At 64.9% G+C, this 24,135-nt stretch carries 39 protein-coding genes; 25 read left to right on the forward strand and 14 right to left on the reverse strand.

The window, feature by feature from the left end:
- Positions 1–8: 8 nt before the first annotated feature.
- From HFK18_RS20840 to HFK18_RS20905, 14 genes are all read right to left on the reverse strand, one after another.
- Positions 9–491: a hypothetical protein gene (locus HFK18_RS20840; RefSeq protein WP_180167701.1), complete on the reverse strand. Its 483-nt coding sequence runs from the start codon at positions 489–491 to the stop codon at positions 9–11.
- Between the two features lie 161 nt (positions 492–652).
- On the reverse strand, positions 653–1,609 hold the full coding sequence (locus HFK18_RS20845; protein ID WP_180167702.1) for a hypothetical protein: 957 nt from the start codon (positions 1,607–1,609) through the stop codon (positions 653–655).
- A 56-nt stretch (positions 1,610–1,665) separates the two neighbouring features.
- On the reverse strand, positions 1,666–2,019 hold the full coding sequence (locus HFK18_RS20850; RefSeq protein WP_180167703.1) for a capsid cement protein: 354 nt from the start codon (positions 2,017–2,019) through the stop codon (positions 1,666–1,668).
- Positions 2,020–2,072: 53 nt separating this feature from the next.
- Positions 2,073–3,278 carry a peptidase gene (locus HFK18_RS20855; protein WP_180167704.1) on the reverse strand — a complete coding sequence of 402 codons (1,206 nt, stop codon included), beginning with the start codon at positions 3,276–3,278 and terminating at the stop codon, positions 2,073–2,075.
- 216 nt (positions 3,279–3,494) lie between these two features.
- The gene (locus tag HFK18_RS20860; protein ID WP_180167705.1) at positions 3,495–4,064 is read right to left on the reverse strand and encodes a phage virion morphogenesis protein; all 570 of its coding nucleotides are present in this window, start codon (positions 4,062–4,064) and stop codon (positions 3,495–3,497) included.
- On the reverse strand, positions 4,064–5,341 hold the full coding sequence (locus HFK18_RS20865) for a phage minor head protein (protein WP_180167706.1): 1,278 nt from the start codon (positions 5,339–5,341) through the stop codon (positions 4,064–4,066). Before HFK18_RS20865 ends, HFK18_RS20860 begins: the two co-directional genes overlap by 1 nt.
- A 3-nt stretch (positions 5,342–5,344) precedes the next feature.
- Positions 5,345–6,871 carry a DUF935 family protein gene (locus HFK18_RS20870; protein WP_180167707.1) on the reverse strand — a complete coding sequence of 509 codons (1,527 nt, stop codon included), beginning with the start codon at positions 6,869–6,871 and terminating at the stop codon, positions 5,345–5,347.
- Positions 6,868–8,604: a hypothetical protein gene (locus HFK18_RS20875; protein ID WP_180167708.1), complete on the reverse strand. Its 1,737-nt coding sequence runs from the start codon at positions 8,602–8,604 to the stop codon at positions 6,868–6,870. Before HFK18_RS20875 ends, HFK18_RS20870 begins: the two co-directional genes overlap by 4 nt.
- Positions 8,605–9,162, reverse strand: a complete 558-nt coding sequence (locus HFK18_RS20880) for a DUF3486 family protein (RefSeq protein ID WP_180167709.1) — start codon at positions 9,160–9,162, stop codon at positions 8,605–8,607.
- Between the two features lie 4 nt (positions 9,163–9,166).
- Entirely contained in the window at positions 9,167–9,490 is a 324-nt protein-coding gene (locus HFK18_RS20885; protein WP_343202983.1) for a hypothetical protein, read from the reverse strand.
- Positions 9,487–9,804: a hypothetical protein gene (locus HFK18_RS20890; RefSeq protein WP_180167710.1), complete on the reverse strand. Its 318-nt coding sequence runs from the start codon at positions 9,802–9,804 to the stop codon at positions 9,487–9,489. Before HFK18_RS20890 ends, HFK18_RS20885 begins: the two co-directional genes overlap by 4 nt.
- The gene (locus tag HFK18_RS20895; RefSeq protein WP_180167711.1) at positions 9,801–10,307 is read right to left on the reverse strand and encodes a lysis system i-spanin subunit Rz; all 507 of its coding nucleotides are present in this window, start codon (positions 10,305–10,307) and stop codon (positions 9,801–9,803) included. Before HFK18_RS20895 ends, HFK18_RS20890 begins: the two co-directional genes overlap by 4 nt.
- Entirely contained in the window at positions 10,307–10,825 is a 519-nt protein-coding gene (locus HFK18_RS20900; protein ID WP_180167712.1) for a lysozyme, read from the reverse strand. Before HFK18_RS20900 ends, HFK18_RS20895 begins: the two co-directional genes overlap by 1 nt.
- Before the next feature lie 238 nt (positions 10,826–11,063).
- Positions 11,064–11,429 (reverse strand): hypothetical protein, encoded by a 366-nt coding sequence (locus HFK18_RS20905; protein ID WP_180167713.1) that lies wholly within the window; start codon positions 11,427–11,429, stop codon positions 11,064–11,066.
- 479 nt (positions 11,430–11,908) lie between these two features.
- Here HFK18_RS20905 and HFK18_RS20915 point away from each other — a divergent pair, with 479 nt between their 5' ends.
- From HFK18_RS20915 to HFK18_RS21035, 25 genes are read left to right on the forward strand one after another with little or no spacing between them, the layout of a single operon-like run.
- Positions 11,909–12,112 (forward strand): DNA-binding protein, encoded by a 204-nt coding sequence (locus HFK18_RS20915; protein ID WP_080353083.1) that lies wholly within the window; start codon positions 11,909–11,911, stop codon positions 12,110–12,112.
- Entirely contained in the window at positions 12,109–12,330 is a 222-nt protein-coding gene (locus HFK18_RS20920) for a hypothetical protein (RefSeq protein WP_180167715.1), read from the forward strand. The genes HFK18_RS20915 and HFK18_RS20920 overlap by 4 nt, the downstream gene beginning before the upstream one ends.
- Positions 12,327–12,620: a helix-turn-helix domain-containing protein gene (locus tag HFK18_RS20925; RefSeq protein WP_008267142.1), complete on the forward strand. Its 294-nt coding sequence runs from the start codon at positions 12,327–12,329 to the stop codon at positions 12,618–12,620. Before HFK18_RS20920 ends, HFK18_RS20925 begins: the two co-directional genes overlap by 4 nt.
- A gap of 14 nt (positions 12,621–12,634) precedes the next feature.
- Positions 12,635–13,570 (forward strand): hypothetical protein, encoded by a 936-nt coding sequence (locus HFK18_RS20930; protein ID WP_180167716.1) that lies wholly within the window; start codon positions 12,635–12,637, stop codon positions 13,568–13,570.
- Position 13,571: 1 nt separating this feature from the next.
- Positions 13,572–15,386: a DDE-type integrase/transposase/recombinase gene (locus HFK18_RS20935; protein ID WP_180167717.1), complete on the forward strand. Its 1,815-nt coding sequence runs from the start codon at positions 13,572–13,574 to the stop codon at positions 15,384–15,386.
- Positions 15,386–15,544 (forward strand): hypothetical protein, encoded by a 159-nt coding sequence (locus tag HFK18_RS20940; RefSeq protein ID WP_180167718.1) that lies wholly within the window; start codon positions 15,386–15,388, stop codon positions 15,542–15,544. The genes HFK18_RS20935 and HFK18_RS20940 overlap by 1 nt, the downstream gene beginning before the upstream one ends.
- On the forward strand, positions 15,541–16,716 hold the full coding sequence (locus HFK18_RS20945) for an AAA family ATPase (protein ID WP_180167719.1): 1,176 nt from the start codon (positions 15,541–15,543) through the stop codon (positions 16,714–16,716). Before HFK18_RS20940 ends, HFK18_RS20945 begins: the two co-directional genes overlap by 4 nt.
- A gap of 1 nt (position 16,717) precedes the next feature.
- Positions 16,718–17,116 carry a hypothetical protein gene (locus tag HFK18_RS20950; protein ID WP_180167720.1) on the forward strand — a complete coding sequence of 133 codons (399 nt, stop codon included), beginning with the start codon at positions 16,718–16,720 and terminating at the stop codon, positions 17,114–17,116.
- 1 nt (position 17,117) lies between these two features.
- On the forward strand, positions 17,118–17,354 hold the full coding sequence (locus HFK18_RS20955) for a hypothetical protein (RefSeq protein WP_180167721.1): 237 nt from the start codon (positions 17,118–17,120) through the stop codon (positions 17,352–17,354).
- Positions 17,347–17,586: a hypothetical protein gene (locus HFK18_RS20960; RefSeq protein WP_180167722.1), complete on the forward strand. Its 240-nt coding sequence runs from the start codon at positions 17,347–17,349 to the stop codon at positions 17,584–17,586. The genes HFK18_RS20955 and HFK18_RS20960 overlap by 8 nt, the downstream gene beginning before the upstream one ends.
- Positions 17,586–17,894 (forward strand): hypothetical protein, encoded by a 309-nt coding sequence (locus HFK18_RS20965; RefSeq protein ID WP_180167723.1) that lies wholly within the window; start codon positions 17,586–17,588, stop codon positions 17,892–17,894. Before HFK18_RS20960 ends, HFK18_RS20965 begins: the two co-directional genes overlap by 1 nt.
- Before the next feature lies 1 nt (position 17,895).
- Complete coding sequence (locus tag HFK18_RS20970) at positions 17,896–18,285, forward strand: hypothetical protein (protein WP_024957596.1); 390 nt, start codon at positions 17,896–17,898, stop codon at positions 18,283–18,285.
- Positions 18,275–18,550 carry a hypothetical protein gene (locus tag HFK18_RS20975; protein WP_111111857.1) on the forward strand — a complete coding sequence of 92 codons (276 nt, stop codon included), beginning with the start codon at positions 18,275–18,277 and terminating at the stop codon, positions 18,548–18,550. The genes HFK18_RS20970 and HFK18_RS20975 overlap by 11 nt, the downstream gene beginning before the upstream one ends.
- Positions 18,543–18,770: a hypothetical protein gene (locus HFK18_RS20980; RefSeq protein ID WP_088611135.1), complete on the forward strand. Its 228-nt coding sequence runs from the start codon at positions 18,543–18,545 to the stop codon at positions 18,768–18,770. The genes HFK18_RS20975 and HFK18_RS20980 overlap by 8 nt, the downstream gene beginning before the upstream one ends.
- Complete coding sequence (locus HFK18_RS20985) at positions 18,767–19,246, forward strand: hypothetical protein (RefSeq protein WP_180167724.1); 480 nt, start codon at positions 18,767–18,769, stop codon at positions 19,244–19,246. The genes HFK18_RS20980 and HFK18_RS20985 overlap by 4 nt, the downstream gene beginning before the upstream one ends.
- Complete coding sequence (locus tag HFK18_RS20990) at positions 19,246–19,500, forward strand: hypothetical protein (RefSeq protein WP_180167725.1); 255 nt, start codon at positions 19,246–19,248, stop codon at positions 19,498–19,500. Before HFK18_RS20985 ends, HFK18_RS20990 begins: the two co-directional genes overlap by 1 nt.
- Positions 19,497–20,108, forward strand: coding sequence for a DUF3164 family protein (locus HFK18_RS20995; RefSeq protein ID WP_180167726.1), 612 nt, complete (start codon positions 19,497–19,499; stop codon positions 20,106–20,108). Before HFK18_RS20990 ends, HFK18_RS20995 begins: the two co-directional genes overlap by 4 nt.
- A 1-nt stretch (position 20,109) precedes the next feature.
- Positions 20,110–20,802 carry a hypothetical protein gene (locus tag HFK18_RS21000; protein WP_180167727.1) on the forward strand — a complete coding sequence of 231 codons (693 nt, stop codon included), beginning with the start codon at positions 20,110–20,112 and terminating at the stop codon, positions 20,800–20,802.
- Complete coding sequence (locus HFK18_RS21005; protein ID WP_180167728.1) at positions 20,789–21,694, forward strand: recombination-associated protein RdgC; 906 nt, start codon at positions 20,789–20,791, stop codon at positions 21,692–21,694. Before HFK18_RS21000 ends, HFK18_RS21005 begins: the two co-directional genes overlap by 14 nt.
- 8 nt (positions 21,695–21,702) lie before the next feature.
- Positions 21,703–22,071 carry a DUF2528 family protein gene (locus HFK18_RS21010; protein ID WP_180167729.1) on the forward strand — a complete coding sequence of 123 codons (369 nt, stop codon included), beginning with the start codon at positions 21,703–21,705 and terminating at the stop codon, positions 22,069–22,071.
- Positions 22,064–22,864, forward strand: a complete 801-nt coding sequence (locus HFK18_RS21015; RefSeq protein WP_180167730.1) for a hypothetical protein — start codon at positions 22,064–22,066, stop codon at positions 22,862–22,864. Before HFK18_RS21010 ends, HFK18_RS21015 begins: the two co-directional genes overlap by 8 nt.
- Positions 22,857–23,096, forward strand: coding sequence for a hypothetical protein (locus tag HFK18_RS21020; RefSeq protein WP_148239615.1), 240 nt, complete (start codon positions 22,857–22,859; stop codon positions 23,094–23,096). The genes HFK18_RS21015 and HFK18_RS21020 overlap by 8 nt, the downstream gene beginning before the upstream one ends.
- The gene (locus tag HFK18_RS21025; RefSeq protein WP_180167731.1) at positions 23,084–23,284 is read left to right on the forward strand and encodes a hypothetical protein; all 201 of its coding nucleotides are present in this window, start codon (positions 23,084–23,086) and stop codon (positions 23,282–23,284) included. Before HFK18_RS21020 ends, HFK18_RS21025 begins: the two co-directional genes overlap by 13 nt.
- A complete protein-coding gene (locus tag HFK18_RS21030) occupies positions 23,281–23,745 on the forward strand; it encodes a regulatory protein GemA (protein ID WP_180167732.1) in 465 nt (154 codons plus the stop codon). Before HFK18_RS21025 ends, HFK18_RS21030 begins: the two co-directional genes overlap by 4 nt.
- Positions 23,742–24,092, forward strand: a complete 351-nt coding sequence (locus HFK18_RS21035) for a Mor transcription activator family protein (RefSeq protein ID WP_158229107.1) — start codon at positions 23,742–23,744, stop codon at positions 24,090–24,092. The genes HFK18_RS21030 and HFK18_RS21035 overlap by 4 nt, the downstream gene beginning before the upstream one ends.
- The last annotated feature ends 43 nt before the right edge of the window (positions 24,093–24,135 follow it).

Below are 24,135 nucleotides of genomic sequence, written 5' to 3' on the forward strand. Positions count from 1 at the left end.
GCCGCCAGTTACTCCAGCTCTTCCGGGGTGGCCGGTTCGTCACCGAGGACGCCAGCATCCTGGTAGTCCTCGGCCTCGTCCCAGGTCATCTCGATCCATGCCGGCGGCTTGATGACCACGCCGTTGTGCTTGAACGGGCTGAGTACTTCGAAGCACCAGGTGCTCAGCGCATCATCGTCACCAGCTGTGGCGGTAGCAGATGCAGCAGCATCGAGAGACGCAGCATCAGGCGCAGACGCTTCCGCTCCGTTGCCGACGTCCTGATCAGCCGCTGCCTGACCGCCCTGGGCCTGGTCCACTGCGGCTCCATTGGCTGCGGAGACGGCCGACGAGGCGGACTCTGGTTCGCCGCGGCCTTCCTCCGGCACCGAACCGTCCTTTGCCGGCGACGCGTCGGCCGCCTTCTCTTCCGTGACCGCCGGCGCATCGGCCGGCTTGTCGTCCTGGACGGTCTTGGGTGCGCTGGGCGGTGCGGTGCGGGGCTTGGCCACGACGAGATCTCCGAATAGGTGTGGTGCCGTGCTCTCCGGCTGTCACGCATGGTTTTGCTGTGCTTCGCACGGCCAGGTCCCGCGTTCGCCTGATGCTGCCGCTCGCTGGGTTGTACGGGTTAGCGGGAGCTACGCCGGCGATCCTTCGCCGGCTCCCTTCATCACGCTGCGGGCGCGCCTGCGTTCTGGATCAGGTAGCCCGCGACCATGCCGCTGAGCACCGGAGTGCGGTTGTTGTTGACCGGGTGAATCCAGGACTGGCGGTTCTCTTCGCGATAGGCCTGACGCACATTGGGCTCGCCCGCCATGCTGTAGGTGTAGCCATAGCTCGGTCGCGCGCGGTTGCGGCGGTTGCCGCCGCTCGGCGGGGCCACGAACGCCAGGATCACGTCCTGACCCCACACATCGCCCAGGTCATCATCCTGGCCGGTAGCCACCACCGCCTCACCAATGTAGATGTTCGGGATTTCCCACATCGACGCCAGGATTTGGGTAGTCAGCGCATTGAAGCCGCGATGCTTGAGGTAGTCCTGGATCTTCGGATTGGCCTTGGCCGCTTCAAATGCAGCCGCTGACAGAATCGCGGTGTTCGGCCGCATACCAATGCTGGAACGAATGGCTTCCTTGCCGACGCCAATATCAGCAGTCGGATCACCGGAGGCACCGCGCCAACGATTGACGCCCACCAGAGCGACCTTGTGTTCGTTGTCGTAGTTGTCCGCGTTGCGCGCCACGTCAGCGCACTCACACTCGTGTTCCAGCTCCATGATGTCCAGGACGATATCCACCGCGTCCTGCGAAGCGTCCAGGCCGGGGCCGTTGGCCGCCTCATTGGCGGTTTCATCCGGAACCACCGCCTCCAGCGCTGCAGGGATGATGGCGTAAGGCTTGCCCTGGTAGCCGAACTGGACGCGCTTGGTGGCTTCGCCCGGCGCGCGCTTGGTGTTGTAGCGACGGAAGCCTTCCTTTCCGAACGTCAGGATCTGACCGCCAAAGGTGGCCACGTCGACGCGCGGGAAGAGGAACTGGCCGACGTTGCCGGGGCGGACGTAGCCGAGTGCATGGGTGGTCAGGATCGGATCGATGATGCGAGCCTGACGGAGAGTCTGCTGGGACATGGAAGGTCTCTCTGCGAGATGGTGAGAACGATGGGCGGCGGCAGTTGCGGCTGAGATCAGCCGGTGGTCGCTGGCGCGTTGGGGATCAGGAGCACTTCGACGCGGTCACCATCTGCCGTGGCAGGCTGCAGAGCCTGAGCAACGGCAACGCCGGCAGTGCGAGCAATGAGTTTTCCAGCAGATCCCACCTGCAGGTAGGCACCGTCGTCAAACGCTCCGCCGGCAGTGGCGATGCTGGTGCCCACCACATCAACGGGCACCCGGTCGCCCACCAGTCCACTGGTGTTGGTCACACCGAAGGCGTTGCCGCCGGCGGTGGCGTACTGTCCGTCACGACCGACGACGCGCTCGGCTTCCAAGGCGACTGCTGCGATGACAGCCAGGGTGAGCAGCGAGATTTTCTGAGTCATGGTTCTGCGCTCCAGCGCGAGGAATGAGTTGAGAAGCTGCGTTTGGATACAGGTCAGGAGACCGCTTTGACCGCCGTGAGGTAGTCCACCCCCGCGTGGGTACGCTGGTAGTCCAGCGCCTTGTTGTGCAGCGCAAGCCGTGCCGGGTCGACCTGGGTGCCAGCCGGTGCAGCGAAGTTGGCCGCGCCTGGCTCCACACCTTCACCACCAGACTTCTCACTGAAGTCCACGGCCTTGGGCAGGCTGGTCAGCAGCTCGCGCAGCACCGATTCGGCCGGCTTGGACACCGTCGTTTCACCCTCGGCGAAGTTCAGCGGATCCTTGCCATTGGGCTGAGCCAACAGCAGTTCCACCACGGCCGGCTGCTGGCGCGGCAGCAGCTTGCCTTCCTTCACCAGGCCTTCGGCGAACGCCACTGCTTCTTCGCGTCGCGCGGCCTGTTCACGGGCGGCGAGGGCCTTCTCGCGAGCGTCCAGGGTGGAAGCCTGCTGGTCGAGCTGCTGCTGGCGCTGTGCGTGCTCGACGTTGTTCTGCTGGGACATGGGGTCGATCTCCGATTTGACCTGTTCACGAGTGGGAGGCGGTGCCTGGACGGGCGCAGGTCCATCGAGGGCGCTGCGCGGGAACTGGGTGAGCAATGGCGATGCGAAGAGGGCCGACGTGCGCGAGTTTTCGTCATCGCGTGTGCTGCTCTCGATGCCGCGGATCTGCCAGTCCGGAATGACCTGGTCAGCCGTCTCCAGGCCCTGGGTATCGATCAGCCAGTCGCGGAAGCGACGGAACAGATCCGTCAGCGTCCAGCCCAACGGGGCCAACGACATGGCGAAGCAGGCGGCGTCATCGCCGTCGGCGAACGAGGCCGACTTGAGCCCCTTCACGGCCGGCGGCTGTGCGCCAAGGAAGCCAATGTGGCGCAGGTAGTACTTGCCCGGCGTCGGGTTGCCCGGCGAATCGGGCATGAAGATGGAGGCGCTGATCTTCTTGAAGCGGCCGTTGTTGGCCAGCTCCGCGAAGGCAGGATCGACCTGATGCGGTTCAGCCAACAGGAGGCCATCCTTGGCCTGAAGTGCTTTACCCCAGCCATAGGCCGGATCGTCGGTCTTGGGATGGCCCACCACGATGGGCGCTTCATGCAGCGCCGGGTCGTAGCTGTCGGCGATCTGCTGAACATCCGCTTCGCTAAAGGTCAGCGTGCGGCCGTCTTCGGCAACATGCGTGCCGGCTTTGAATATCTGCAGGGTGGCGGCGGGCTGGTTCATGCCGCCAGTTTTCCCGCAGAGTCGTCTCATGTACTGGGACCGCGGTCCGCATGAAACTTGCCGCGCTGATGTGCATTGCGCATGCGGTGCTCAGCCTGCACACAAGAGCGCATCGACGCGCGCCGCAAAGGCGTGTCAGACACCAATCAGGGCTGGGGCAGGTCCGAGTGTGGCGCGTGGCATGCTGAAGCGCGCAGAGCGCCTCCCACGCGACGATCACTCGAAGGCGCCGCTCATGTGATCTTGAGCGATATCCAGCAGCTCTTTCTCATCCTCGCGACTGACGCCAAGCCAAGGGCGAGCAGCGATGGTGTTCGTATATGCGGGCATCGTGATCGAGCGTTTGTAGCGCGCATTCTTGCGATTGGCTTTGACGAACCGGCTACCGCCTTTGCCAGTCTTCAGGTGGATCTTGGCCGGGCGCGCCGCGTGACGGATGGTGCCGCCGAACTGATGGATAGCGCCGTAAGGCGCATTGGTTCCGACCAAGACGGCCTCATTCCCATCCGTTTGCCACGATGCCATGTCGCCGAGCATGTGGAAATCAAACTTCAGAATCGGGACGCCGGGGCGCTTCTTCTGTTTCCAGCGTTTGTAGCTTGGCTCCAGTGCACGCCATCGCTGTCCGGTCGGATCACGCTCCTTCTTGGCTCGCTCGCGTGTCGACCTCAGCAGGTACTCGCCCCAGTCTCTCAGGATCAGTTGCCGTGCTTCGCCCTCCAGCTGGCGCAGCGCATCAGCCAGCGCAGGTGTTGCCGAATCCAGGGTGACTTCGAGCTGCGCCATCAGAGTGCTCCCTGCAGCAGCTGCAGCGTGCCATCGGCGACGCTGCGCTTGAGATCAGAAGGCATCAGCATCTGCAGCTGGGGCTGGATGGTGCTGACGCCCGTTTCGGAGATGGCCACGTCGACCACCATGAAGGCCGGGCGCCCCACCGCAAGGACATACCGCAGGTGGCCTGCGGCCACGTCCAGAAGGATGGCCACTGCATCGAGCAGGCGAATCGGTAGCTCGGCCGCGGCGATGGCCACCGCGCCAGGTCGCGTGATGGGAAGTTGCTCGGCCAACACCGCGAAGGCCGCCGTCGCTGGCCGAACGGCAGCGCGCTGCAGCTGCGACACCAGCCCGGGAGACAGTGCGCCGGCCAGGTAGCGAGCAGCGTGCGCGGCATCAGCGTCAATGCTGGCCAGCCAGCTGGCGTAGCCGGCCTGCAGGGCGTCCCGGGCGCGCGGCCGCGCCAAGGCCTGGGCGGCACTGGCCGCAGCGGGCGCCGCTGGCAGCCGCGCGCCCGTCTCCAGTGCATTCTGCAAAGCGGAGATCAGCTGCCCGGTCAGCGATGGCGGTGTTGCCGGACCACCACGGGCACTGGGCCAGTGATCGGCCGTAGCACCTGGCGCGTAGCCGAAGCCAGGATCGACGCCTGCCGGCGTCAGCACCGTGCGCGGCCCACCGGGACTGCGCTGCCCGATGGTCACTGACTGCATCACGATCTCGGGGGCCGTGTCAGGACTGTCCTTGCCCAAGCGGCGCAGATCGCGCTCATTGAGCGCATCGACATAGCACTGGCAGCCCCAGCCGTTGGCCGGATAGTGGTAGCGCCACCACGGATCGTCATGGCGCAGCACCAGGCCATTCCAGGACACGTGCAGCGGCCGAGGGTGCTCGACGGCATCGTTGTGGTTGTAACGCCAGAATGGCCGCACCTTGATCAGCTGCTGCAGCTGGGCCCAGCGCCCGGCGTTGTAGCTCTGGCGCAGGTTGGTCTCGTAGATCACCCGCGAGCGCCAGTTCCGACCGCCCTTGTAGTCCCAGCCATGCGTGGCCACGATCCGATCGAAGTCTTCGCGGAACTGCTCCAGCGTGCGGCCTTCGGCGATGACACGGTCGATGGACTGCCGGAAGTCGGCCAACAGTGCATCACGGTTGGCGCCAGCCACCATGAAGCTGGTGTCGTGCTCGGCCTCCCATACGTCCAGGTAGCTCTCGGTGAGCACGTTCTTCTTGCGGCGGAAGAACTCGATCTGCTCCTGGAACGGCAGTTGAGCGTAGGCAACGCCGGCCATTGATCAGTCTCCCGCGCCCTGGACGTCGGTACGGCCGGCCAGCGTCGCTGCCGTCATCGCATCCGCCATCACCGAGGCGTAGTCGTCCAGGGTCATGTTCGGATGCAGCTCGAACAGCCGGTCGCGCAGCTCCTCCATCGAATCGACCTCATCGACCAGCTGGCGGATCTGCTCCACCCAGCCACTGCCAATGGGCGATAGCTGCCGATCAAGCTGCCGGCCCAGGCCGACGGCAGGATCAGGCGCCTTTGGGGTGCTGTCGGCAAAGGCCGCCGGATAGTGTCGGCGCAGCAAGCTGACCACCGCACCGCCAGCATCGGCGAACTGGGCGCCATCGATCGCCGTCGGCCCCGCAGGCGGCTCCTGCTGCGCCTGGACCGGCTCGTAGTTGTCCCCATAGGTCTGGTCCATGTAGACCTGCTTGGGCTTGTAGCCCAGGTCGAGGATCTTCTTGTCACGGCTGGCGGTGGCGTCCAGATCCTCCGGCTCTTCCGTGACGCGGTAGACCCGTGGGATGGCCGCGCCGGGGAAGTTCCATTCGGTGAGCCAGCGCGCCGGCCCCTTGTTGAAGGACTCGCACACCAGGTCGGCATCGGAGGTGATGATGTCGCGGCGCACTTCCCGCTGCAGCTGGTCGTTGCCCAGCTTGCCGGGTGTGCCTTGGGTGCTGGCAGTCTGGCCCAGCACGACCTTCTGGATCGTGGCATCCATGTAGTCCTGCAGGGCCTTGTAGTCGGCCGTGCCACTGCGCCCGACCTCCAGCAGCGCCAGCTCCATGCCCTTGGGCATGATGATGCCGCTGTCGGTCTGGATCGCGCGGGTGGCCTGCAGCAGCTTGGCCTTCTCCGGATCGGTCGCCTCACTGTCGTACTTGCCCACCGCAGTGGGCATGCCGAACTTCTCCAAGAAGATCAGCCAGAACTTCAGCCCGTTGCGCTTGAACAGCACCGGCCAGTACAGCCAGTGCGCCAGGCCCAGGCCGTAGGGCTCATCGTCATGGTCGGCACCGGAGCAGAAGTTCCAGAAGTACGGTGCGAGTGCCGGGACGCCCTCCGTCATCTGCGTCTGGGTGAGCAGGCGCAGATCGCCTTCCTTGCCGTAGCGGAAGCGTCGGCGATTGCGGACCTTGATCGCCTCCAGGCCGATGCGGGTGCCGTCGACCTTGTACAGGATCTCGGCCACGCCATAGCCGTAGAACACGCCAAACAGCATCTTGCGGGTGACGTTGTCCCAGCCGATCCCGTGCAGCTGCTCCTGCAGATACTCTGCCGCCTGGCGGTCGATGCGCTTCTCGCCACCGGGCTCCACCTGCCATTCGCATGCCACCACCGAATCCTGGCGCGAGCCGAAGGTGGTTTTCACCTCTGGATCGGACAGCACCTGCTCGTAGATCTGCAGGTCATAGCCGCCCCGATTGCGCAGCACGCTATCGAAGGGCAGCAGCAGCGGCCCGGTGTAGCCACGGGTAATGTCGATGCCATCGGCGGTGGTGGCAATCTCGCGGCCGATCTCTGGGCGGGCGATGGTCATACGAATCCTCCAAAATCATTGCCGCCGCTGACGGTGCCGAAGGCATCATCGGTCACGACGGTGGCCACGCCGTCGGCTCGGCCGTCGCCGATGTAGGCGCGCGCACCGGCCGCCTGGAACTCAATGGGCACCGAGCTGACGTGGTTGAGCGCGGCAAACTGCATCAGCACGCCGGCGATCGCGCCGTCGCCGTGGCGCACCAGCTCCGGATCCTGCAGGTCCTTGCGCTCCAGACGCGGCACCATCGGGATACCGTCGACGTACTCCACCGCGCGGTGGTCGTCTTCCAGGGACGCGTCCCTGGGAAGGCTGATGAAGCCGTCTTCGAACAACGCGATGTACTTGGGCATCCATTCGGCGTACCACGGCCGCGACAGGGTGACCTCATGGATCGGGCCGCCGCTGTAGCGCCCCGTCTCCGCATCGAGCTCGGCCCGGCCGTAGCGGTCGCCGGTGTATTCCATCAAGGTCTGGCCCGGGCCTGTGGCGTCGCCGGCGAACGACCAGCGCCCAGGGAATCCTTCCTTCAGCGCGTCCAGCAGCGCCCACAGGATCTGCTCCTGCTGGCGGGTGGGCGCGTTGGCCATCTCTATCAGGAACGGCACGTCCCGGCGCAGATCCTGACTGACCTTGGCCGGCTTGATTACCGAGAAGTGGCGGTGGCGCGCGAAGTCCATGCCGATCGCCCAGCGGCCAGTGAACCCGGCCACCGCAGCACGCAGCACCGGCAGCAATGTGGTGGCGATCCAGACCGCGCACCAGATCTCGCGCTCCTTCTCAGAGCGCTTGGGGAAGTCATCATCGAAGACCAGGCGCAGCACGGGCCGGACCTCGGGCATGGCCCGGTCGATCCAGACTGAGGGAATGGCCGAGCCATCTCCGTCGCGCGGGATGACGTCCAGCTCCTCACGCATGGCGGCCTTGCGCGGACCATAGGCCGAGCGGATGGCGGTGTACCACTCCTTCTTGCCCTCGGCGGTGGCCACCTTGCCACGCATGGCGCAGACCCGCTCATACAGCCCGTTGGACACAGCATCATCGAAGCTGATGCGAATGACCCCGGCCTTCTTGCCGTAGCGGCCGGCCTGGACGTCTTGCACCAGCTGGTTGAACGGGTTCTTCTTGCCGCGGTGGGTGGACCACACACGGATCCGACCACCCCAGATCAGCAGCGCAGTGGCCGACTCGAGCACCTTGGCCACGTCCTTGTGCAGCGCCGCTTCGTCCAGGTCGACCACGCCCTGCAGGCCGTGGATGTTCTCCGGGCGAGAGGACAGTGCCGTGATACGGAACCCGCTGGCGAAGCGAACGCGAAACGCCTGGATCTGCCGGCTGGTGCCGTCCGGCTGCTGGTCCTGGAAGATGTGCTGCTCGATGCGTGAGGCTTGGCCCTGGGCAATGATCGGCGCGAACTTGGCCACGTAGCCAATGAACTCCAGGCCCTTTTCCTTGGTGTCGGCCATGTACCACACGTTGTCGCCGCCGGCGTCCTTGGCAGAAGCGGCGGTGATGGTGTCGCTCAGCGCCTGGGCGAAGGTGATGCCAGTACGGCGGCCCTTTTCGCAGACCGCGATATCCAGCCCTTCCTGCATCCGGATCCATTCCGACTGATGGGCCATCAGCACGCCGGCCTTGCTTGGGTCGAAGTTGGCCGAGATCGAGCGCACGCTCTCAGGCAGCTCATCCCAGTCCAGGACGCGCTCGGTATCCGGCAGGGGACCCAGTGCACTCACTTAGCCGACTCCATGCAGCACCTTGTTGCGCCAGAACTCCACGCCCTCGGCGTCCAGGCCCTTGGCCCGTGCAGCTTCCTCGACCCGGCTGGCCGCGTCGACCAGCGCCTTCTGGCGGATCTCGCCGGCAAACTTCTCGCGCACGATGGAAGAGCGGGTCAGCTCGGCAATGGCCTTGGCCGCCTTGCTATACAGCGCAATGCGATCGGCGGGGGAAATGCTCTCATCGTCCTGATCGGCCGCTTCCTGAAACTGCAGCAGCGCTTCGAACAGGTCGGTCTGCAGCAGGCCCATCAGCGCGCTGCCGCGCTCGGCGGCATTGTCCGGCGCCTGCTCGGCCACCAGCTTCATCGCCTCGGTGCTGGCACTGATCGAAGCCAGGCGGCGCTTCAGCCGCTTGGCGCGTTCGTTGACGGTGGTCTTGCTGATCTCGTAACCCTGCTCGCCCAGCCATTCGGACAGCGAGATGCTGCCGCCGAAGGCATTGGCGACCAGGCGCCGATCCAGCTCGTCGCGCACTTCGACGGGCAGCAGGTCGATCTTGCTCACAGGAGGCATGGGATCACCAGTACTTCGGCGGGCGGGCGATGCCCGGTCCGCAGTCGATGCTGTACTCGACAATGTCCACCCCGTGGCGGGTCAGCTCCGCCGACCACGGCCCGGAAGGAGATTTGGTGATCTCGATCAGGCGACGGGTGTCCAGGTAGTCCAGCTCCCGGCGCACCTCCAGCGCGGTGGAATCCGGATACATGTCTTGGGCGGCGCCGGTCAGGACGGCCTCACCGATCGGATAGGGGCGAGAGCGATCCAGCACCAGCAGCATCAGCCAGCGCAGCTGCTCCCGGCGCAACTTGCCCAGATCTGGGCCCTGATTTCCGTGACTCACGGCGTGTTCCCCTTGCTTTGCATATTCGTGATCTTCGACGCCACCGCATCAATCTTGGCCTCGATGACGCTCTGCCCGCGGGCATAGTCCTCGCGGCGGACGTAGTCCTTGACCACTTCCAGGCGGAAGTCGGTGAGGTGGTTCTCAACCTCGCGCCATCGCTTGCTGTCGTTGATCAGGATCGCCAACTGCTGATCGGTGCGTTGTTGCAGCTGGTTGACCAGCCAGCGGCCGCCGGCGATCAGACCGCCGAGCAGCGTGATACCGATGCCGGCAAACCACACCAGGTACAGCGGCTGTACTTCAACGATCATGGGGAGACCTCGGCGGGGGCGTGCTGTCCGGTGAGGACGCCGATGACGCGTTGGCAGGCCTGGACGTGGTTGTTGGCGTCGCGCCCGACTTGAACAAGATCCCCCGCAACCTCTGTTCGTAGTTGGGCGCTCTCATCACGTTCGACGGCGCCAGAGACGGCTTGGGACAGGCGGGCGGTGTGGCAAGTGGCGAGGTCGTCGCGCAGCTGGAGATTGCCAGCGCGCAGGTCAGCCACAACAGCAGCAGGGATGGACGCGGACGCCTCCCGATCATCTTCATGTTCGTCTCCGATCTGGGCCATTTCCCTGGCCTGGGTATGCTCGGTGTCGCGAGCACTGCGCTCGCTTTCCAGCTGCAATTGAAGCGTGGTCACGCGCTGCTGCGCCCTGGTATCACGGGCCTGCGCATCCAGGGCATTGCCGCGATAGAGAAGTGCTGCGGCAATGGCGACCAGCAGGAGCACCAGCAGCAGGGCGACCGTTGCGGTCAGGGTGCGGACCATCAGTACCGGCCCTCGCACATTGCCCGCTCGGCGGTGCGGCGGCGCTCCAGGCCTTTGTAGGGCTTGCCGCCAGCATTGGCCCAGTTGCTCAGCTGGGCACAGGCAAGGTCCCAGCGGCCTTGGTTGGCGTAGACACGGATCCGCGGCTGCTGACCGTTGCGCAGCGTGCACAGGCCGTCCTTGACGCCAGCACCACCCGGACCGACGTTGAAGGCGAACGACGTCAGGGCGGCCGCCTGGTAGTCCGTCATCGGCACCTTGATGCAACTCTGCACGGTGTTCCAGGCGACGCCGAGGTCCGACTGGAGCAAACGCTCGCATTCGGCGCGGGTGTAGGTGCGCTGTTCTACCTTGGCCGTATGGCCGTAGCAGACCGTCAGCTTGCCGACGACATCACGATAGGGCTGGGCCGAGTAGCCCTCGAAGGGCTGCACCAACCCGAGCAGCAACGCCAGCATGGTTGCCAGCATTCCGCCCGCGATGGGCAGTGCCTTGTTACCGGGTTGCTCTGCTGCCATGCGCCATCTCCAAGGAAAGATGGCCGACGGGCAGACGAGGATGCCCGCCGGCCAGGTGCGCCATGCGCACACCAAACCGATGGGCAGAGTTTCAGCTTCTATTGAGCCAGGGTCTTGGGACCGCGGTCCGCATGAGCCACTGCGGCGCGCGTCGAAGAGTGACTCTTATGAGCGTCGAGAGGCAATTGGGACTTTGAAAGGCCAGTGCCCAGGACATCGACGCGCTACATCTGGGAAGTCAAATCGGCGGGAGGCTTAGCCCCTTGTCTTCACATACCAGTTGGACCGCCTCCGGAGAGTCGAGGCCCATTACGTGAGCAGTCAACTTTCCATTCATATCGAATAGCAATCCAGTCACTGGGGTGTAACCACCATACGCACCGAAGCCGTTTTTGGAATTCACCAAGCCACAGAATGAACCTTCCCCATCGACCCGGACATTACTGAATCGCGCACTAGAGGCATCCTTAAGCTGAGTTTCAAGTCCAGCCTTAATCGCCGCAAGCTCTTTCTGAGTAGCCTCGCGCGCGCCTTCGCTGGCATGCGCATACGCCGCGATCGCCAAGCAAAAACCGAGCACCAGCTTCTTCTTCAATGCAGGCATTCCACTCTCCTTAGTCAGACGCTGGAGTGCGCCTTCTGCGCACACCTCGTGCAGTGTCGTTTCGAACATCCCGCTGATGAAGTGCCGAAAGGATGTTCAGAACCTCCCGCCGGCTATCGTCAGAAGACGACCAGAAAAGGCTAACCAGCAAGTTGAATTGCTCCAAGTCCTCTTCTTTCATGCCGGCCTGAGAAACGCTTCGGCGACCAACCAGCACGTACAGCGGGTCAAGTCCCACTTCCGCCCATCCGGCCAACGCTTCCGCACCCGGAGACGACTCTCCCAGCTCCCAGCGACCTTGCGTCTTTTTAGACGCCCCGACGAGCGCCGCAAAGTCAGTCTGCGAGTACCCCAGCGCGAGCCGTTGCTCACGAAGCCTTTCGCCGATAGTCAAAAATGTCTCCAGAACCCATTGACAAGGGTCATAAATGTCTCCACGATGTGCCCTAGGTAGCCACAATTGACCACAGGGTACTGCAATGAGCCTGAAAACTGGATCAGAGGTCCGGAGACATTTGCTTGCCAGCGGAATTTCCATTTCTGAATGGAGCCGCTCGCATGGCTTCAACCGCCACACCGTTGTCGACCTCCTTCGAGGCAAACGAAAGGGCAACTTCGGCGAAGCCCACTTGGCTGCGATCGCATTGGGCATGAAGGCCGGCCCAAAGGATGGTCAGCGATGAGCGGCTTGGACGAGATTCCGACCCGCGAACTGGAGCTGCTGCTCACCTCAGCCCGCGACCAGTACGCCACCGCCGTGAACAACTGGCAGCGGGCCGTCGAGTCGGACGCGCCTCTGGCCAACACCCTGCCGCTGGCTGGCGCCGTCGACGCAGCTGACCGCCGCGCCGTCCGGATCCTGAAGGAGTTGGCGCGCCGCCAGCAGGACGCTGCGGCATGAGTGAGCAAAGCATCTTCGCCCGCCTACTGTTCGCCCTGGCCGGGCACAGCCGCACCGGCCTGCGCCTGAAACCGATCGCCGACGGCATCGGCGAATCCCCCAGCACCACGCTGCGCAACCTGCAGCGCCTGGCCGAAGACGGCCTGGTCGAACGCTCCCCCTTCGATCAGGACAACTGGCGCCTGTCCCCCCGAATTGTCCAGATCGCCCTGGCCCATCAAGCCGAGGTGGCTCGTGAAGAGCGGCAACTGGACGACTTCAAGAACCGCTACAGCCGTAGCCCCAACTGATGACGAGGATCGAAATGGCAGAGAAGCAACCCAATAAGCGCGGCGCCAAGCCGCTCGCCCAGGCCGAGCCGGTTGTCCAGGATCTGGACTCGGACAAGCTAGCCGAGCGCAGCCAGGAGCTGGTCACCCTCGGTGAGCACCAGAGCGAGGTGGTGGATCAGTTCGGTGACGGTCTGCCGTGGCACCCGGACCACTATGAGAACGCCATTCGCGGCGAACTGCGCCGAGGCTGCGAAGCCTTCCTGCGCGCTGGCCGCTATCTGGTGGTGGCCCGCGAATGCGCAGCACATGGTGAGTGGCAGCAGATGCTGGAGCGGCTGAGCATCAGCAAGTATCAGGCGCTCCGGATGATGGAGGCCGCTCGTCGCATCTCAGCACTGTCAAAAGTTGCGGATCCGCAACTTTTGATTGGAGCCGCAAGGAACCAAACCCACCTGATCGAACTGCTCTCCCTGCCGGAGGACCAGTTCACCGAACTAGCAACGGAGGGCGAAACCAACGGCCTGACTCTGGATGGCGTGGAACACATGTCGCTCCACGAACTCCGCGCCGCCATTCGCGACGCCCGCGCCGATCTTGACGCGAAAGACCAGCGCATCACCAAGTTGAGCGACGATCTCAACAAGGCGGAGGAGAAGACGGCAAAAGCTCAGAAGAAGTGGAAGAAGGCCACGCCGGACGAGCAGTCGCAGGAGCTGCTGACCCAGCTGGAGCAGGCGGCCGCCCAAGTGCGCATCGCCATCGCCAGTGGCAGCGAAGAAGCCGGCTTCAGCGGCGCAGCGATCACGCTCATGCAGCACGCCGAGCAGCACGACCTCAACGTTGACGAACAGGTGGCCGGGATCATCGCCAGCCTGATCAACGACCTGCGCCTTGTCCGCGACCACCAGGAGGTGGGCGTCACGGTGATCCATGACCGCCGCCTGGCCGACTGGAAGCGGGAGGGCTGATATGGCCCTCAGCGCCAGCTTGATCGAGCAGGCCGCTGCCGACCTGCTCTGCGCCGGGCACGGCCAGAAGCGCGCCATTGCCGAGCGATACGCCGCCGAATGGGGCTGCAGCGTACAGACACTGTACCGACAGGTCTCGAAGGTGACCTGTTCACTGAAGCCCCGCAAGCGCCGCAGCGATCGGGGCAACTCCGACTGGACCCAGCAGGAACTGGAACTGATTTCCGCTGTATTGCTGGAGTCGCGTCGCGGCACTGGCAAGCGCCTTGCCAGCATCGGCGAGGCCATCGACATGCTGCGCGCCAATGGCATGGTTCGCGGCGAGACTGTGGATGCCGGTACCGGCGAGATCCGACTGCTCAGCGAAAGCTCGGCAGCCAAAGCCTTGCGTACCAACCGCCTGCACCCTGATCAGCTGTCGGCACCTGCACCGAAGGTGCAGCTGGCCAGTGAACACCCCAACCAGGTGTGGCAGGCCGATCCAAGCCTGTGCGTGCTGTATTACCTCAAGCGGCAGGACGGCCTGCATGCGATGCCGGCAAGCGAGTTCTACAAGAACAAGCCCAAGAACCTGGCTCGCGTGGAGAACGAGCGTGTCTGGCGCTACGTGTTCACCGATCACACCACCGGCGCCTTCTACGTGGAGTACGTGCTGGGCGCCGAGAGCGGCGAGAACCTGTGCCGCACCTTCATCAATGCCATGCAGTACCGCGGTGCGGCTGATCCGTTCTGCGGTGCACCGACGATGGTGATGGTGGACCCTGGCAGCGCCAATACGGGCGCGATGTTCAAGAACCTGTGCGCCGCCCTGGGCATCCGGATCTGGATCAATCAGCCAGGCCAGCCGTGGGCGAAGGGCCAGGTCGAAAAGACCAACGACCTGATCGAACGCAAGTTCGAGCACCGCCTTCGCTTCGACAACGTGCAGAGCCTTGAGCAGCTCAATGCATCGGCGTGGCGCTGGATGCGCAACTTCAATGCCACCGCTCAGCACACCCGGCACAAGTCCTCGCGTTACCAGGCGTGGATGACGATCAAGCCTGATCAGCTGCGCCTGGTGCCGGCGGCGGAGGACTGCATGAAGCTGGCGACCCGCGCCCCGGAACTGCGCAAGGTCAACCCACTGCTGCGTATCAGCTTCCTGGGCAAGACCTTTGATGTGTCCGGCGTGCCGGGCGTGATTGTGGGCCAGAAGCTGACCGTTGCCCGCAATGCCTTCGGCAGCGAATTCGGTGCACAGGCACTGTTTACCGACGATGCTGGCCGCGACACCTGGTACACGATGGAGCCGCTGGAGGCGGACGCATACGGGTTCACCGGTGCAGTGGCTGTCGGCACATACCGCGCGCATGCCGATACTCCGGCGGACACGAACCGCAAGCGGGTCGAGCGCTTGGCGATGGATGCCGAGACCGACGAGCAGGCCAAGGCGCAGCGCAAGGCCAAGGCAATGCCGTTCGGTGGCCGAATCGATCCCTACAAATCGGTGCAGCAGGCACCTGAGATTCAACACCTGCCGCGGCGCGGGCATCGGGTGGACGTTGCGGTCCCCGATGTGGTCGAGGCCCCTCGCTTCACGGTTGATTCGGTCACGCCCATCCGCGCGGAACTGCCGCCCCTCAACCACGTGGAAGCGGCCATGCGCCTGAAGCCTCTACTGGAGGCGGCGGGTTCGGCCTGGACGGCGGATCACTATGCCCGCACCGCCCAGCGCTGGCCGGAAGGCCTGCCTGTGGATCAGGTCGAATCCTGGGCGCAGACCCTGGCAACGCCGGAGCGTGGTGGCCTGCGCTTGGTGGAAGGAGGTGCAGCGTGATGGCTTCGCTCGACAGCATCAAGAAAGACGCACGCCTGATCCAGGAGCGCGACGGATTCGGTTACTGCCAGGCGCTGGAGATCGCTGCGCGAAAGGCCGGCTTCAACACCTATGCAGCTGCGAAGGCCGCCTTGCAGGGGCGGAGGGCTCGCCGATGACGTTGCGTCTGAAGCGCCTGCTCACCGAGGCCGGCATTAAGCAGGGAGACCTGGCCAGCGCTGCAGGCCTGAGCCGTCCGGCCCTCAATGCCTTGATCAACCACGGCCAGCTGCCCACCAGCTGCGATCCGGCAGCGGTGCGCGCTGCCATCAGCTCCTGCCTGACCCAGCACGGCGTGACCGACGCCCGCTGGCATGAAAAGGAGGGGCTGACGTGCGGGGTCACGCCAGCCCCGGTTTCCCCACCGCAAGACACCGATAACGACAACGACATTCACGACGAGGAAGATCCCATGCTACTGCGTTTTCAGGCTTTGACTCCACAGGCCAAGCGTCACTTCGGCCTCACCAGCAATCCCTTCGCCGATCCGGCCAGTGCCGACGAGGTGTTCCTGTCGCCGGATATCCGCTATGTCCGCGAGAGCATGTACCAGGTGGCCCGCCACGGCGGCTTTGCTGCGGTGATTGGCGAGAGCGGCGCTGGCAAGAGCACGCTGCGCGAAGACCTGGTCGATCGCATCCAGCGCGAGGAACAGGCCGTCATTGTGATCCAGCCCTACGTGCTGGCCAGCGAGGGCAGCGATGCGGTGGGTAAGACCCTCCGCAGCCACCACATCGCTGAGGCGATCATGGCCTCCGTCGCGCCGCTGGCTAAACCGAAGAGCAGCCCCGAGGCCCGCTTCCGCCAGCTGCACGAATCGCTGCGTGACAGTGCTCGCGCCGGCCACAGCCACGTGCTGGTGATCGAGGAGGCACACAGCCTGCCGCTGCCGACGCTGAAGCACCTCAAGCGCTTCCGCGAGCTGAAGGATGGCCTGCGCCCGCTGCTGTCGGTGATCCTGATCGGTCAGCCCGAGCTGGGCGTGAAGCTCTCCGAGCACAACCCGGAGGTACGCGAAGTAGTACAGCGCATCGAGATCATCACGCTGCCGCCGCTGGACAACGAGCTGGGCGCCTACCTGGCACACCGCTTCAAGCGCGCCCAGGTGCCGCTGGACAAGGTGGTGGACCAAGGTGCCATCGATGCACTGCGCACCAAGCTGGTTCCTTCGCGCGGCGCCGGGTCGCTGCTGTACCCGCTGGCGGTCCAGAACGCACTGACCGCTGCGATGAACCGCGCCGCTGACCTGGGCGTGCCGACCGTCACCGCTGACGTCGTACGGGGGGTGTGAGATGCGCACGGATCTGACCGCCTCGCTCCAAACCGCACTCGGTCTTGTCGCTGATGAACGTCACCGGCAAATCGATGTGAAGGGCTATTCCGCCGAACACGACGACGAGCATGCACAGGAGGAACTCGCAGCGGCTGCAGCGTTCTACCTGCTTCCGTCGTGGATGAACCAGGACGTTGTGAGTGTCGATGCGAACGGTGCGATGGAGATCGCACCCCTCCAGCAGTTGGTCGCCGGCAGCGCATTCAACCCCAGCGCCTGGGAAGGTCTCAGTCGACTGGAGGACGACCCGGAAGACGACGTTGAGATCCGCATCCAGAACGTCGTTCGTGGCTTGGCGCTTGGCATTGCAGAGCTGGAGCGACTGCTGCGCCTTCGCGACAACCAGGAGGGCATCTGACATGGCAATCCGAACTGAGGGCTGGCCGGCCGTCGAAGACATGGTGGTTGAGCCGATGACGGCGCAGTGGCCGCTTGCAACGCGTGTTGTGGCGGTTCCCTTTGAAATGCAGGACCGTCCGGCGCCGGTGAATGTGGACATCCTGCAGGTGGTGATCGTGCCGCGCGCCAACTGGGAGCGCATCACGGCACATGTTCCGGCCGATGTGCTGCAGCGTGAGGGGGTGGCTCATGGCTGATTTCAACACCTCTGGGCCGCAGTACCTGCGCAGCTTCGCTTTTTACTTGATGCGCGATGCCGAGCTACCTGATCGACAGGTGACGGTGATGCACCGGGACCTGTTCCGTCGCGCCGGCATTGAGTGGCGCGATGGCCAGAGCATGGCTTCGCTGCTGGACAGCCTCAACCTGCAGCAGCTGCGTGCGCTGGTCGACCAGCTGCGCGACGGCGATGACGACGAGGAGGAATGATGGCCGTTCCGACCCTCCAGCGTTGCCTTGGCCAGGTGCACAACCGCAAGCGCCACAGCGCCCAGCACCCCCAGCGAAAGAAGTCCATCGGGGTGCTGGTGCAGGACTGCCACATGTTCCCCACAGCGTCGCGAGTGGGGGCTATCCAGGTACAGGATCCTGACTCCAGGCGTGAGTACCTGATCGAGGTGTGGATCCACACCGGCGTGCTGGTGATCTCGCAGAGCACCGACAAGCGCTGGCTGCTGGAACTGGACGAGATTCTGGACCTGGCGATTGCCGCCGGCATTGATCGGGGGGCCATCTGACATGCAGCTGGCCCTGCTACCGCAAGAGCTGTCCCCACAGACCGTGCTTTTGCAGTTGCAGGGCCGTCGCGGCGCCGTCAACGGCATCACCGCCCGCGACCTGGTGCAGCAGATCACCTCACGTACCAGCACTGCCGACGAGCGCCGCCTGCGCCAGATCATCGAGCAGCTGCGGCGCGAGGGGCACCCGATCTGCGCCCACCCGGCTCACGGTTACCACCTTGCCGCCAGTGCGGCCGAACTGGACCGCGCCTGCACCTTCCTGGTCGGGCGCGCCATGACCTCCCTGGAGCAGGTCAGCGCGATGAAGCGCGTTGCGCTCCCGGATCTGTACGGACAACTCGGGCTGGACAAGCCCGCTACCGACGAGGAATCCAACCATGAACCATGAACGCAATTCCGACGTGCTGTATGCCGCCGCCAACACCGCACGCGAGCTGGAGAACAGCGGCGTCGAGATCCTGGGCCTGCACAGCAATGGCCGTCGCGCGGTACTGATCCTGGACCGCCCGCCGACGATGGTGGGTGGCCACCTCAAGCGCCGCCAGCCCAACGGCAGCGGCGGCCAGGACCGCGTGATGGCCGCCGAGTACCAGGGCGTGCAGCTGGAGTGGACCCAGCGTCCGCCGATGCTGAAGGAGGTGGCACATGGCTGACCGTGGCCAGTTCCTGGTAGTCCCGGCCGAGTGGGTGGGCGGTGACGCCTTCACCGATCCGGCCCAGGCCATCGCGGATGCCGAGGCACGCAGCAAGGTCGACGGCAAGCACCGCGCCGTGGTCTGCGTCGTCGCCCGCACCACGCCCAACCCGGCGCCGGTCATCGTGCTGACCCGCTCCGAGGCCGGCGTCACCCAACCGCAGGTGGTTCAGCCATGAGCGCCATCCCCAGCCCCGCGCTGCAGCATGCTATCGCCCTGTCGCTCGGCGCCAGCGTGGTCCGGTCTGACGACCTGATCGACCGGGTGATGGAGCACGGCTTCCAGTACCGCGGCTACGTGTCCAACGCGGTCGCCAAGGCGGTGCGATGCGGAATGATCCTGCGCGTTGGCGAAGGGCTGGCCCGCAACTACCGCCTCAACCCCGACTGGAAGATCGACCCGACGGCGTTGGCCGCCGCGCAGGCACAGCGTGTGCGCGGCCCGCGGCCAGGTACGACAGGGGCACAGAAGGCCCAATCTGCTGCTGGCGGCTACAAAGGCCCCGCCTTCGACAAAGGCCCCCTGGCGCCGTCCATCGGCACCGTATGCCAGTCCCAGGAGGATCTGGAAGGTGAGCTGCCGCCTTACCTCGGTGGCCGCCTGGTCGATTCGCTGCACAACCACTTCGATCGCATCTTCGGCGGGGTGGAGTGATGGCACGTACCGGCCGCCAGCGCTACGACCACCTTCGCGCGATGCGCTTTGCGCTGTGGGCGCGTACACAGAACCCGCGCCAGCTCACCCCACAGCGCATTTCCGGCCTGCTCGGCATCTCGCTGGATGCCGCCCGCCGCTGGCGCGCCGATTGGTTCGTTGCCGTCAGTCCGGTCCACGTCGAGGGCGTCCCGGACGTCCTTCGACCCACCCAACCTTTTGCCAGCAGTACCGCCCAAGGAGGCACCCAATGACCCCACCCATTCCCGAAGGCTACCGCGAGGACCGCAACGGTCGGCTGGTACCCGAGGCACAGATCAAGCCGATCGATCTTGCCCGCGATCAATTGGTGCAGGAGACGATCCAGCGCGCCCTGCAGCTGCGTGAAGCGCTGCGCACCTTCAAGGCTGACGCGTTCGCCGATATCGGCGCGTTTGTGCAGCTCAGCGGCGAGCAATACGGCGCCAAGATCGGCGGCGACAAGGGCAATGTGAGCCTGTACTCGTACGATGGCCGCTTCAAGATCCTGCGCGCCTGCCAGGACAGCATCCAGTTCGATGAGCGACTGCAGGCGGCCAAGGCCTTGATCGATGAGTGCCTCAACGACTGGACCGAAGGCTCGCGTGCCGAGCTGCGCACCCTGGTCAACAGCGCCTTCAAGGTGGGCCAGGATGGCAGCATCAAGACGGCAGAGGTGCTGTCACTGCGCCGCCTGCAGTTCGATGACGCCCGCTGGCAGCGGGCGATGACCGCGATCAGCGACGCGGTGACGGTGGTGGGCAGCAAGGTCTATGTGCGGCTCTACGAGCGCGACGCACGCGGCCAGTACCAGCCGATCTCCCTTGATGTGGCGGGGGTCTGACATGCCGAAGATCCGAGACACCTGCACCTTCCGCTTCGACGGCGTTCGCGGTGCACTGAATGCCAGCACCCTGGCGCTGGCAGTGGCGATCGCCGACCAGGCTGCACGGGCCGACGTGGAAATCCACGCGCCGGCCGTCGAGCTGGACGGGCTGCGCTTCTTCGACGCCAACTGCGGCAACGTCCAGGGCGAAGACGGGACAGCTGCTCGCTATGCCATCCGCCAGGCGGTGCGGTATATCGAAGCGCGCGGGGACGTTTTCCCTTGGCGCCTGAAGCGTCATATCTCCCAGCCGGGCCTGCTGCACTTCGAAGAGCGTACCGACGTTGAGGTGGCCACCTCCGGCCCGCGCCACGCGTGCGTCAACTGCGATATGCCCACCGGCGCCGCCGCGACGCCCATGTGCGGTCCTTGCGCCCAGCAGGCGGTAGGTGCGATGGCGTCTACCACTGCTGACGCGATCCGGCGCATGGACGGGCTCGACTTCGTGTGTGGCCTGCGCGACCCGCAGACGAAGCGGAACGTGGCCACGGCCATTGCCCGCCAGGTCGGGCATGGCATGGCCGAGAAGTGCGAAGCCCAAGCCGAAGCGGCCATCGACGCCATTCTCGCGCTGCTGCTCCACCCGCCGATGGTGGTCTTGCAGGGCAGTGTCCCAATCAACCTCCTGGAGGGTGGCCATGTTCGTGCGTAACTTGGTGCTGTTCCGCTTCCCAACGAGCACCGACTTCTCCGAGGTCGAGATCGCGCTGCCGTATGGCGTGCTGAAGCCGGTGGGCCCGCTGGAAATGAACTCGCGCGGCTTCATTTCCCCCTTCGGCCGGGAGGAGCAGGAGCATCTGTCCTGCCGGCAGGGCGATTTCCTTTGGTTGACCGTGGGCGGCGAGGACAAGATCCTGCCCGGCGCGGTGGTCAACCGTGCGCTGGAGAGCCGTCTTCAGGTCATGGAACAGGAGCAGGGGCGTCGACCTGGTGGTCGTGAGCGCAAGCGCATGAAGGACGACATCCTGCACGAGCTGCTGCCCAAGGCCTTCGTCAAGAACAGCCGCCACGACGCCATCTTGGACCTTGCCAACGGCTACGTGGCTGTGGACACCTCCAGCCGCAAGGTGGGCGAGGCCTTCGTGTCCGATATCCGCGGCCTGCTCGGCAGCTTCCCGGCGATGCCGCTGAATGCCGAAGTCGCGCCGCGCTCGATCCTGACCGGCTGGATCGCTGGCGAGCCGCTGCCAGTTGGCCTGTCCCTCGGTGAATCCGCCGAACTACGCGATCCGGTCGAGGGTGGCGCCAAGGTGCGCTGCAGCGATCAGGAGCTGCGCAGCGACGAGATCGACAAGCACCTGGATGCCGGCAAGCAGGTCACCAAACTGGCTCTCGTGCTGGAGGACTCGGTGTCCTTCGAGCTGGGCGATGACCTGGTGGTGCGCAAGCTGAAGTTCCTGGACGGCGCGCTCGCGCAGCTGGAGCACGCCGACGACGACGGCCACCGCGCCGAGTTCGATGCCCGCTTCGCTCTGCAGAGCGGCGAGATCCGTCGCCTGTTCCTGATGCTGGAACAGGCCTTCCACCTTTCCAAGACCCCGTGAGGCCCAACATGACCATCAAGCGCTACAAGATCGAACGTGACTGGGGCGAAGGCCAGGTACAGCTGGAGATCGACCACAGCATCCTGACGCCGGAGGTGGCGGCGGAAATCAACAAGTTCTGGACGGGCGCCGAAGAGCGCCCCGATGAAGCCGATGGTGACGCCGTGCTGGCCGTCATCAAGATGGCAGGGGCCGAGTTCATGAGGTGGGTGCTGGACGTGAACTCCAGCTATTCAACCTACGGCATGCAGCGCCAGTTCGATGAACAAGAAGGATGGCCGTCACCGCACGGCATCCGCCTGGTCGACTGGGATGACCGGCCCGACCTTGATTCCTGCCTCATGCAGGTCAAAGAAGTTGAGGTGCAGCATGGATGAGACCGTGTACGACGCCGCATGGCGGGCCTACAAGGCAGCGCCTCGGGCCGTGGCCAATGGTCCTTCCCGCGCGGCAGTGAGGGCAGCTGTGGATGCGGCCCTCGCCGCCCGCCAGCCAGTGGAGCCGAATGAGTATGTGGTGGGGCTGGAAGTCGAGATCCGAACCCTTCGTCAGCGGGCCATTCGCGCCCACCAAATCTGCAACCTGGCGAGGGTCAACTACCCGGAACTCGGCGAGCTTGCCGATGATGGATGCCTGCATGAGGCGATCCACGACATTCTGCGGGTAGATCATGCCGGCCCGCCGGCACAGATCGCGAACTTTGCAGCCTGCTGCGCTGAGGGTGGCGGAAGCATCTCCGGGTGCAGTTGTGTGAACCCGAACCACGTCTTCCTGCCACCACAGGCCCGACCGAGCGACGACTTGCTCTGGGATCAGACCCTGCATCAGCGCGACAGCTATCACGAGATTGCGGACGAGCTGGCCGACCACATCGCGCGCATCACCGGTGTTGATATCGGCGAGCACAGCAGCGCCAATTGCCCGTGGCAGAACGCCATCGACGCGGCCGAGGAGTACACGCCCGCGCAGGGCTGGGTAGTCGCCGACGGGCAAGGCACCCGCTGGCGGAAGTGGGGCGACTTCGGTCCCGAGTGGACAGCCGACATGGACGCAGCGCTGCAATTCGCTCGTCGCACCGACGCCGAGGCCTTCGCCAAGGAGGATGAAGATGCATGGCTGATTCAGCCAGTGGGAGCGCCCGCGCAAGAGGTCGAGGTGAGTGATGGCTGACCGCAAGCGCAACTTCGCCCTCGAGCAACGCCTGCGTTTCATCGACTTCCTGCTGGACCATTACGGTCGGGTAAACCGCAGCGCGCTGATGGACTACTTCGGCATCAGCCTGCCGCAGGCGAGCATAGATATCCGCACCTACCAAGAGCACGCTGGCGCAGGCCAGATGCGCTATGACCTGTCTGAGAAGTGCTACCTGGCGGAGAAGGAGTTCAAGCGATGCTGGCCGTGACTGAAAAACACCAACGGACGGCGCCCCTCACCAAGAAGGTCCAGGTCGCCGACGTCCTGAAGGCCGGTGGCCGTATCGTGCCTGGTGCGCGCGGCGACCTGCTGCGGCTTCTGAATCAGTCCGGCCTGGAGATTCCGGCCTGGCAGACCGCCCTACGGGCCGCCCAAGGCGCAAGGAGCAAGGCATGACCCGCGCTCGCAAGGCCGGCGACGGCCGTAACCGGGTACTGGCCGCGATCCACGCCGGTGCCAAGAAGCTCAGCCTCTCCGAGGACGTCTACCGTGACCTGGTCGAGCGTGTATCCAGGGAGCATGGCGTTGCCCAGCGCAGCGCCGGCAGGTGCGATCGCCGGCAGCTCGATGCGATCGCCAACGAGTTGCGCCGCTTGGGTGGCATCCCCGCCAAGGCAGCGTATGCCGCCAAGCGCTGGGCCGGCCGTCCCAAGGGCGACCTGTCCCCGCAGCTGTCCAAGATCGAGGCGCTGCTGGCCGATTCGGGGCGCGAGTGGGAATATGCACATTCGGTGGCCCGCCACATGTTCAAGGTAGGACGCCTGGAATGGTGCAACCCGGATAAGCTGTCCAAAGTGATTGCCGCTCTTCAGATCGACGCCAATCGCCGTGCCCGGCGGGAGGCTCCTTCGGCATGAAGTCGATGGAGGCCCGCCGTCACGAACTCCTCAGTGAAATCGCCGAAGTGGTGGCGGGTTTGCTGGGTCGTGAGCACGCGCTCCCCACCGAGGTTGCTGACTTGGTGGGGGCAGCGGTGGCCGATAGCTTGGCCGAGCACTGGGGCGGACAGACCATCACGTACCCGAAGGACGCGCACTTCAAAGCTACGCAGCGGGAGATCGAGATCTTGCGGGCCTACCTCGCAGGCACCTCTACCGCTAAACTTGCACACGACACCGGTATGCACGAAAGAAGCATCCGTCGGTTGATTCGCCGGGCCCAGGCGCGGGCAGGCGGACTGGATCAGCTGGATTTGTTCGTCTGATTCAGGGATTGCGCCAGGCGCAACGGCTTTTCATATCGATCCG

The organism is Stenotrophomonas sp. SbOxS2 (assembly GCF_013416715.1).
GTDB classification, from domain to species: Bacteria; Pseudomonadota; Gammaproteobacteria; order Xanthomonadales; family Xanthomonadaceae; genus Stenotrophomonas; species Stenotrophomonas lactitubi.

Coding starts and splice junctions, on each gene's coding strand:
- HFK18_RS20845 (WP_180167702.1), bottom strand. CDS start 1,609: ATGTCCCAGCAGACTCTCCGTCAGGCTCGCATCATCGATCCGATCCTG.
- HFK18_RS20850 (WP_180167703.1), bottom strand. CDS start 2,019: ATGACTCAGAAAATCTCGCTGCTCACCCTGGCTGTCATCGCAGCAGTC.
- HFK18_RS20855 (WP_180167704.1), bottom strand. CDS start 3,278: ATGAACCAGCCCGCCGCCACCCTGCAGATATTCAAAGCCGGCACGCAT.
- HFK18_RS20860 (WP_180167705.1), bottom strand. CDS start 4,064: ATGGCGCAGCTCGAAGTCACCCTGGATTCGGCAACACCTGCGCTGGCT.
- HFK18_RS20865 (WP_180167706.1), bottom strand. CDS start 5,341: ATGGCCGGCGTTGCCTACGCTCAACTGCCGTTCCAGGAGCAGATCGAG.
- HFK18_RS20870 (WP_180167707.1), bottom strand. CDS start 6,871: ATGACCATCGCCCGCCCAGAGATCGGCCGCGAGATTGCCACCACCGCC.
- HFK18_RS20880 (WP_180167709.1), bottom strand. CDS start 9,162: ATGCCTCCTGTGAGCAAGATCGACCTGCTGCCCGTCGAAGTGCGCGAC.
- HFK18_RS20890 (WP_180167710.1), bottom strand. CDS start 9,804: ATGATCGTTGAAGTACAGCCGCTGTACCTGGTGTGGTTTGCCGGCATC.
- HFK18_RS20895 (WP_180167711.1), bottom strand. CDS start 10,307: ATGGTCCGCACCCTGACCGCAACGGTCGCCCTGCTGCTGGTGCTCCTG.
- HFK18_RS20900 (WP_180167712.1), bottom strand. CDS start 10,825: ATGGCAGCAGAGCAACCCGGTAACAAGGCACTGCCCATCGCGGGCGGA.
- HFK18_RS20905 (WP_180167713.1), bottom strand. CDS start 11,429: ATGCCTGCATTGAAGAAGAAGCTGGTGCTCGGTTTTTGCTTGGCGATC.
- HFK18_RS20915 (WP_080353083.1), top strand. CDS start 11,909: ATGAGCCTGAAAACTGGATCAGAGGTCCGGAGACATTTGCTTGCCAGC.
- HFK18_RS20920 (WP_180167715.1), top strand. CDS start 12,109: ATGAGCGGCTTGGACGAGATTCCGACCCGCGAACTGGAGCTGCTGCTC.
- HFK18_RS20925 (WP_008267142.1), top strand. CDS start 12,327: ATGAGTGAGCAAAGCATCTTCGCCCGCCTACTGTTCGCCCTGGCCGGG.
- HFK18_RS20930 (WP_180167716.1), top strand. CDS start 12,635: ATGGCAGAGAAGCAACCCAATAAGCGCGGCGCCAAGCCGCTCGCCCAG.
- HFK18_RS20935 (WP_180167717.1), top strand. CDS start 13,572: ATGGCCCTCAGCGCCAGCTTGATCGAGCAGGCCGCTGCCGACCTGCTC.
- HFK18_RS20940 (WP_180167718.1), top strand. CDS start 15,386: ATGGCTTCGCTCGACAGCATCAAGAAAGACGCACGCCTGATCCAGGAG.
- HFK18_RS20945 (WP_180167719.1), top strand. CDS start 15,541: ATGACGTTGCGTCTGAAGCGCCTGCTCACCGAGGCCGGCATTAAGCAG.
- HFK18_RS20950 (WP_180167720.1), top strand. CDS start 16,718: ATGCGCACGGATCTGACCGCCTCGCTCCAAACCGCACTCGGTCTTGTC.
- HFK18_RS20955 (WP_180167721.1), top strand. CDS start 17,118: ATGGCAATCCGAACTGAGGGCTGGCCGGCCGTCGAAGACATGGTGGTT.
- HFK18_RS20960 (WP_180167722.1), top strand. CDS start 17,347: ATGGCTGATTTCAACACCTCTGGGCCGCAGTACCTGCGCAGCTTCGCT.
- HFK18_RS20965 (WP_180167723.1), top strand. CDS start 17,586: ATGGCCGTTCCGACCCTCCAGCGTTGCCTTGGCCAGGTGCACAACCGC.
- HFK18_RS20970 (WP_024957596.1), top strand. CDS start 17,896: ATGCAGCTGGCCCTGCTACCGCAAGAGCTGTCCCCACAGACCGTGCTT.
- HFK18_RS20975 (WP_111111857.1), top strand. CDS start 18,275: ATGAACCATGAACGCAATTCCGACGTGCTGTATGCCGCCGCCAACACC.
- HFK18_RS20980 (WP_088611135.1), top strand. CDS start 18,543: ATGGCTGACCGTGGCCAGTTCCTGGTAGTCCCGGCCGAGTGGGTGGGC.
- HFK18_RS20985 (WP_180167724.1), top strand. CDS start 18,767: ATGAGCGCCATCCCCAGCCCCGCGCTGCAGCATGCTATCGCCCTGTCG.
- HFK18_RS20990 (WP_180167725.1), top strand. CDS start 19,246: ATGGCACGTACCGGCCGCCAGCGCTACGACCACCTTCGCGCGATGCGC.
- HFK18_RS20995 (WP_180167726.1), top strand. CDS start 19,497: ATGACCCCACCCATTCCCGAAGGCTACCGCGAGGACCGCAACGGTCGG.
- HFK18_RS21000 (WP_180167727.1), top strand. CDS start 20,110: ATGCCGAAGATCCGAGACACCTGCACCTTCCGCTTCGACGGCGTTCGC.
- HFK18_RS21005 (WP_180167728.1), top strand. CDS start 20,789: ATGTTCGTGCGTAACTTGGTGCTGTTCCGCTTCCCAACGAGCACCGAC.
- HFK18_RS21010 (WP_180167729.1), top strand. CDS start 21,703: ATGACCATCAAGCGCTACAAGATCGAACGTGACTGGGGCGAAGGCCAG.
- HFK18_RS21015 (WP_180167730.1), top strand. CDS start 22,064: ATGGATGAGACCGTGTACGACGCCGCATGGCGGGCCTACAAGGCAGCG.
- HFK18_RS21020 (WP_148239615.1), top strand. CDS start 22,857: ATGGCTGACCGCAAGCGCAACTTCGCCCTCGAGCAACGCCTGCGTTTC.
- HFK18_RS21025 (WP_180167731.1), top strand. CDS start 23,084: ATGCTGGCCGTGACTGAAAAACACCAACGGACGGCGCCCCTCACCAAG.
- HFK18_RS21030 (WP_180167732.1), top strand. CDS start 23,281: ATGACCCGCGCTCGCAAGGCCGGCGACGGCCGTAACCGGGTACTGGCC.
- HFK18_RS21035 (WP_158229107.1), top strand. CDS start 23,742: ATGAAGTCGATGGAGGCCCGCCGTCACGAACTCCTCAGTGAAATCGCC.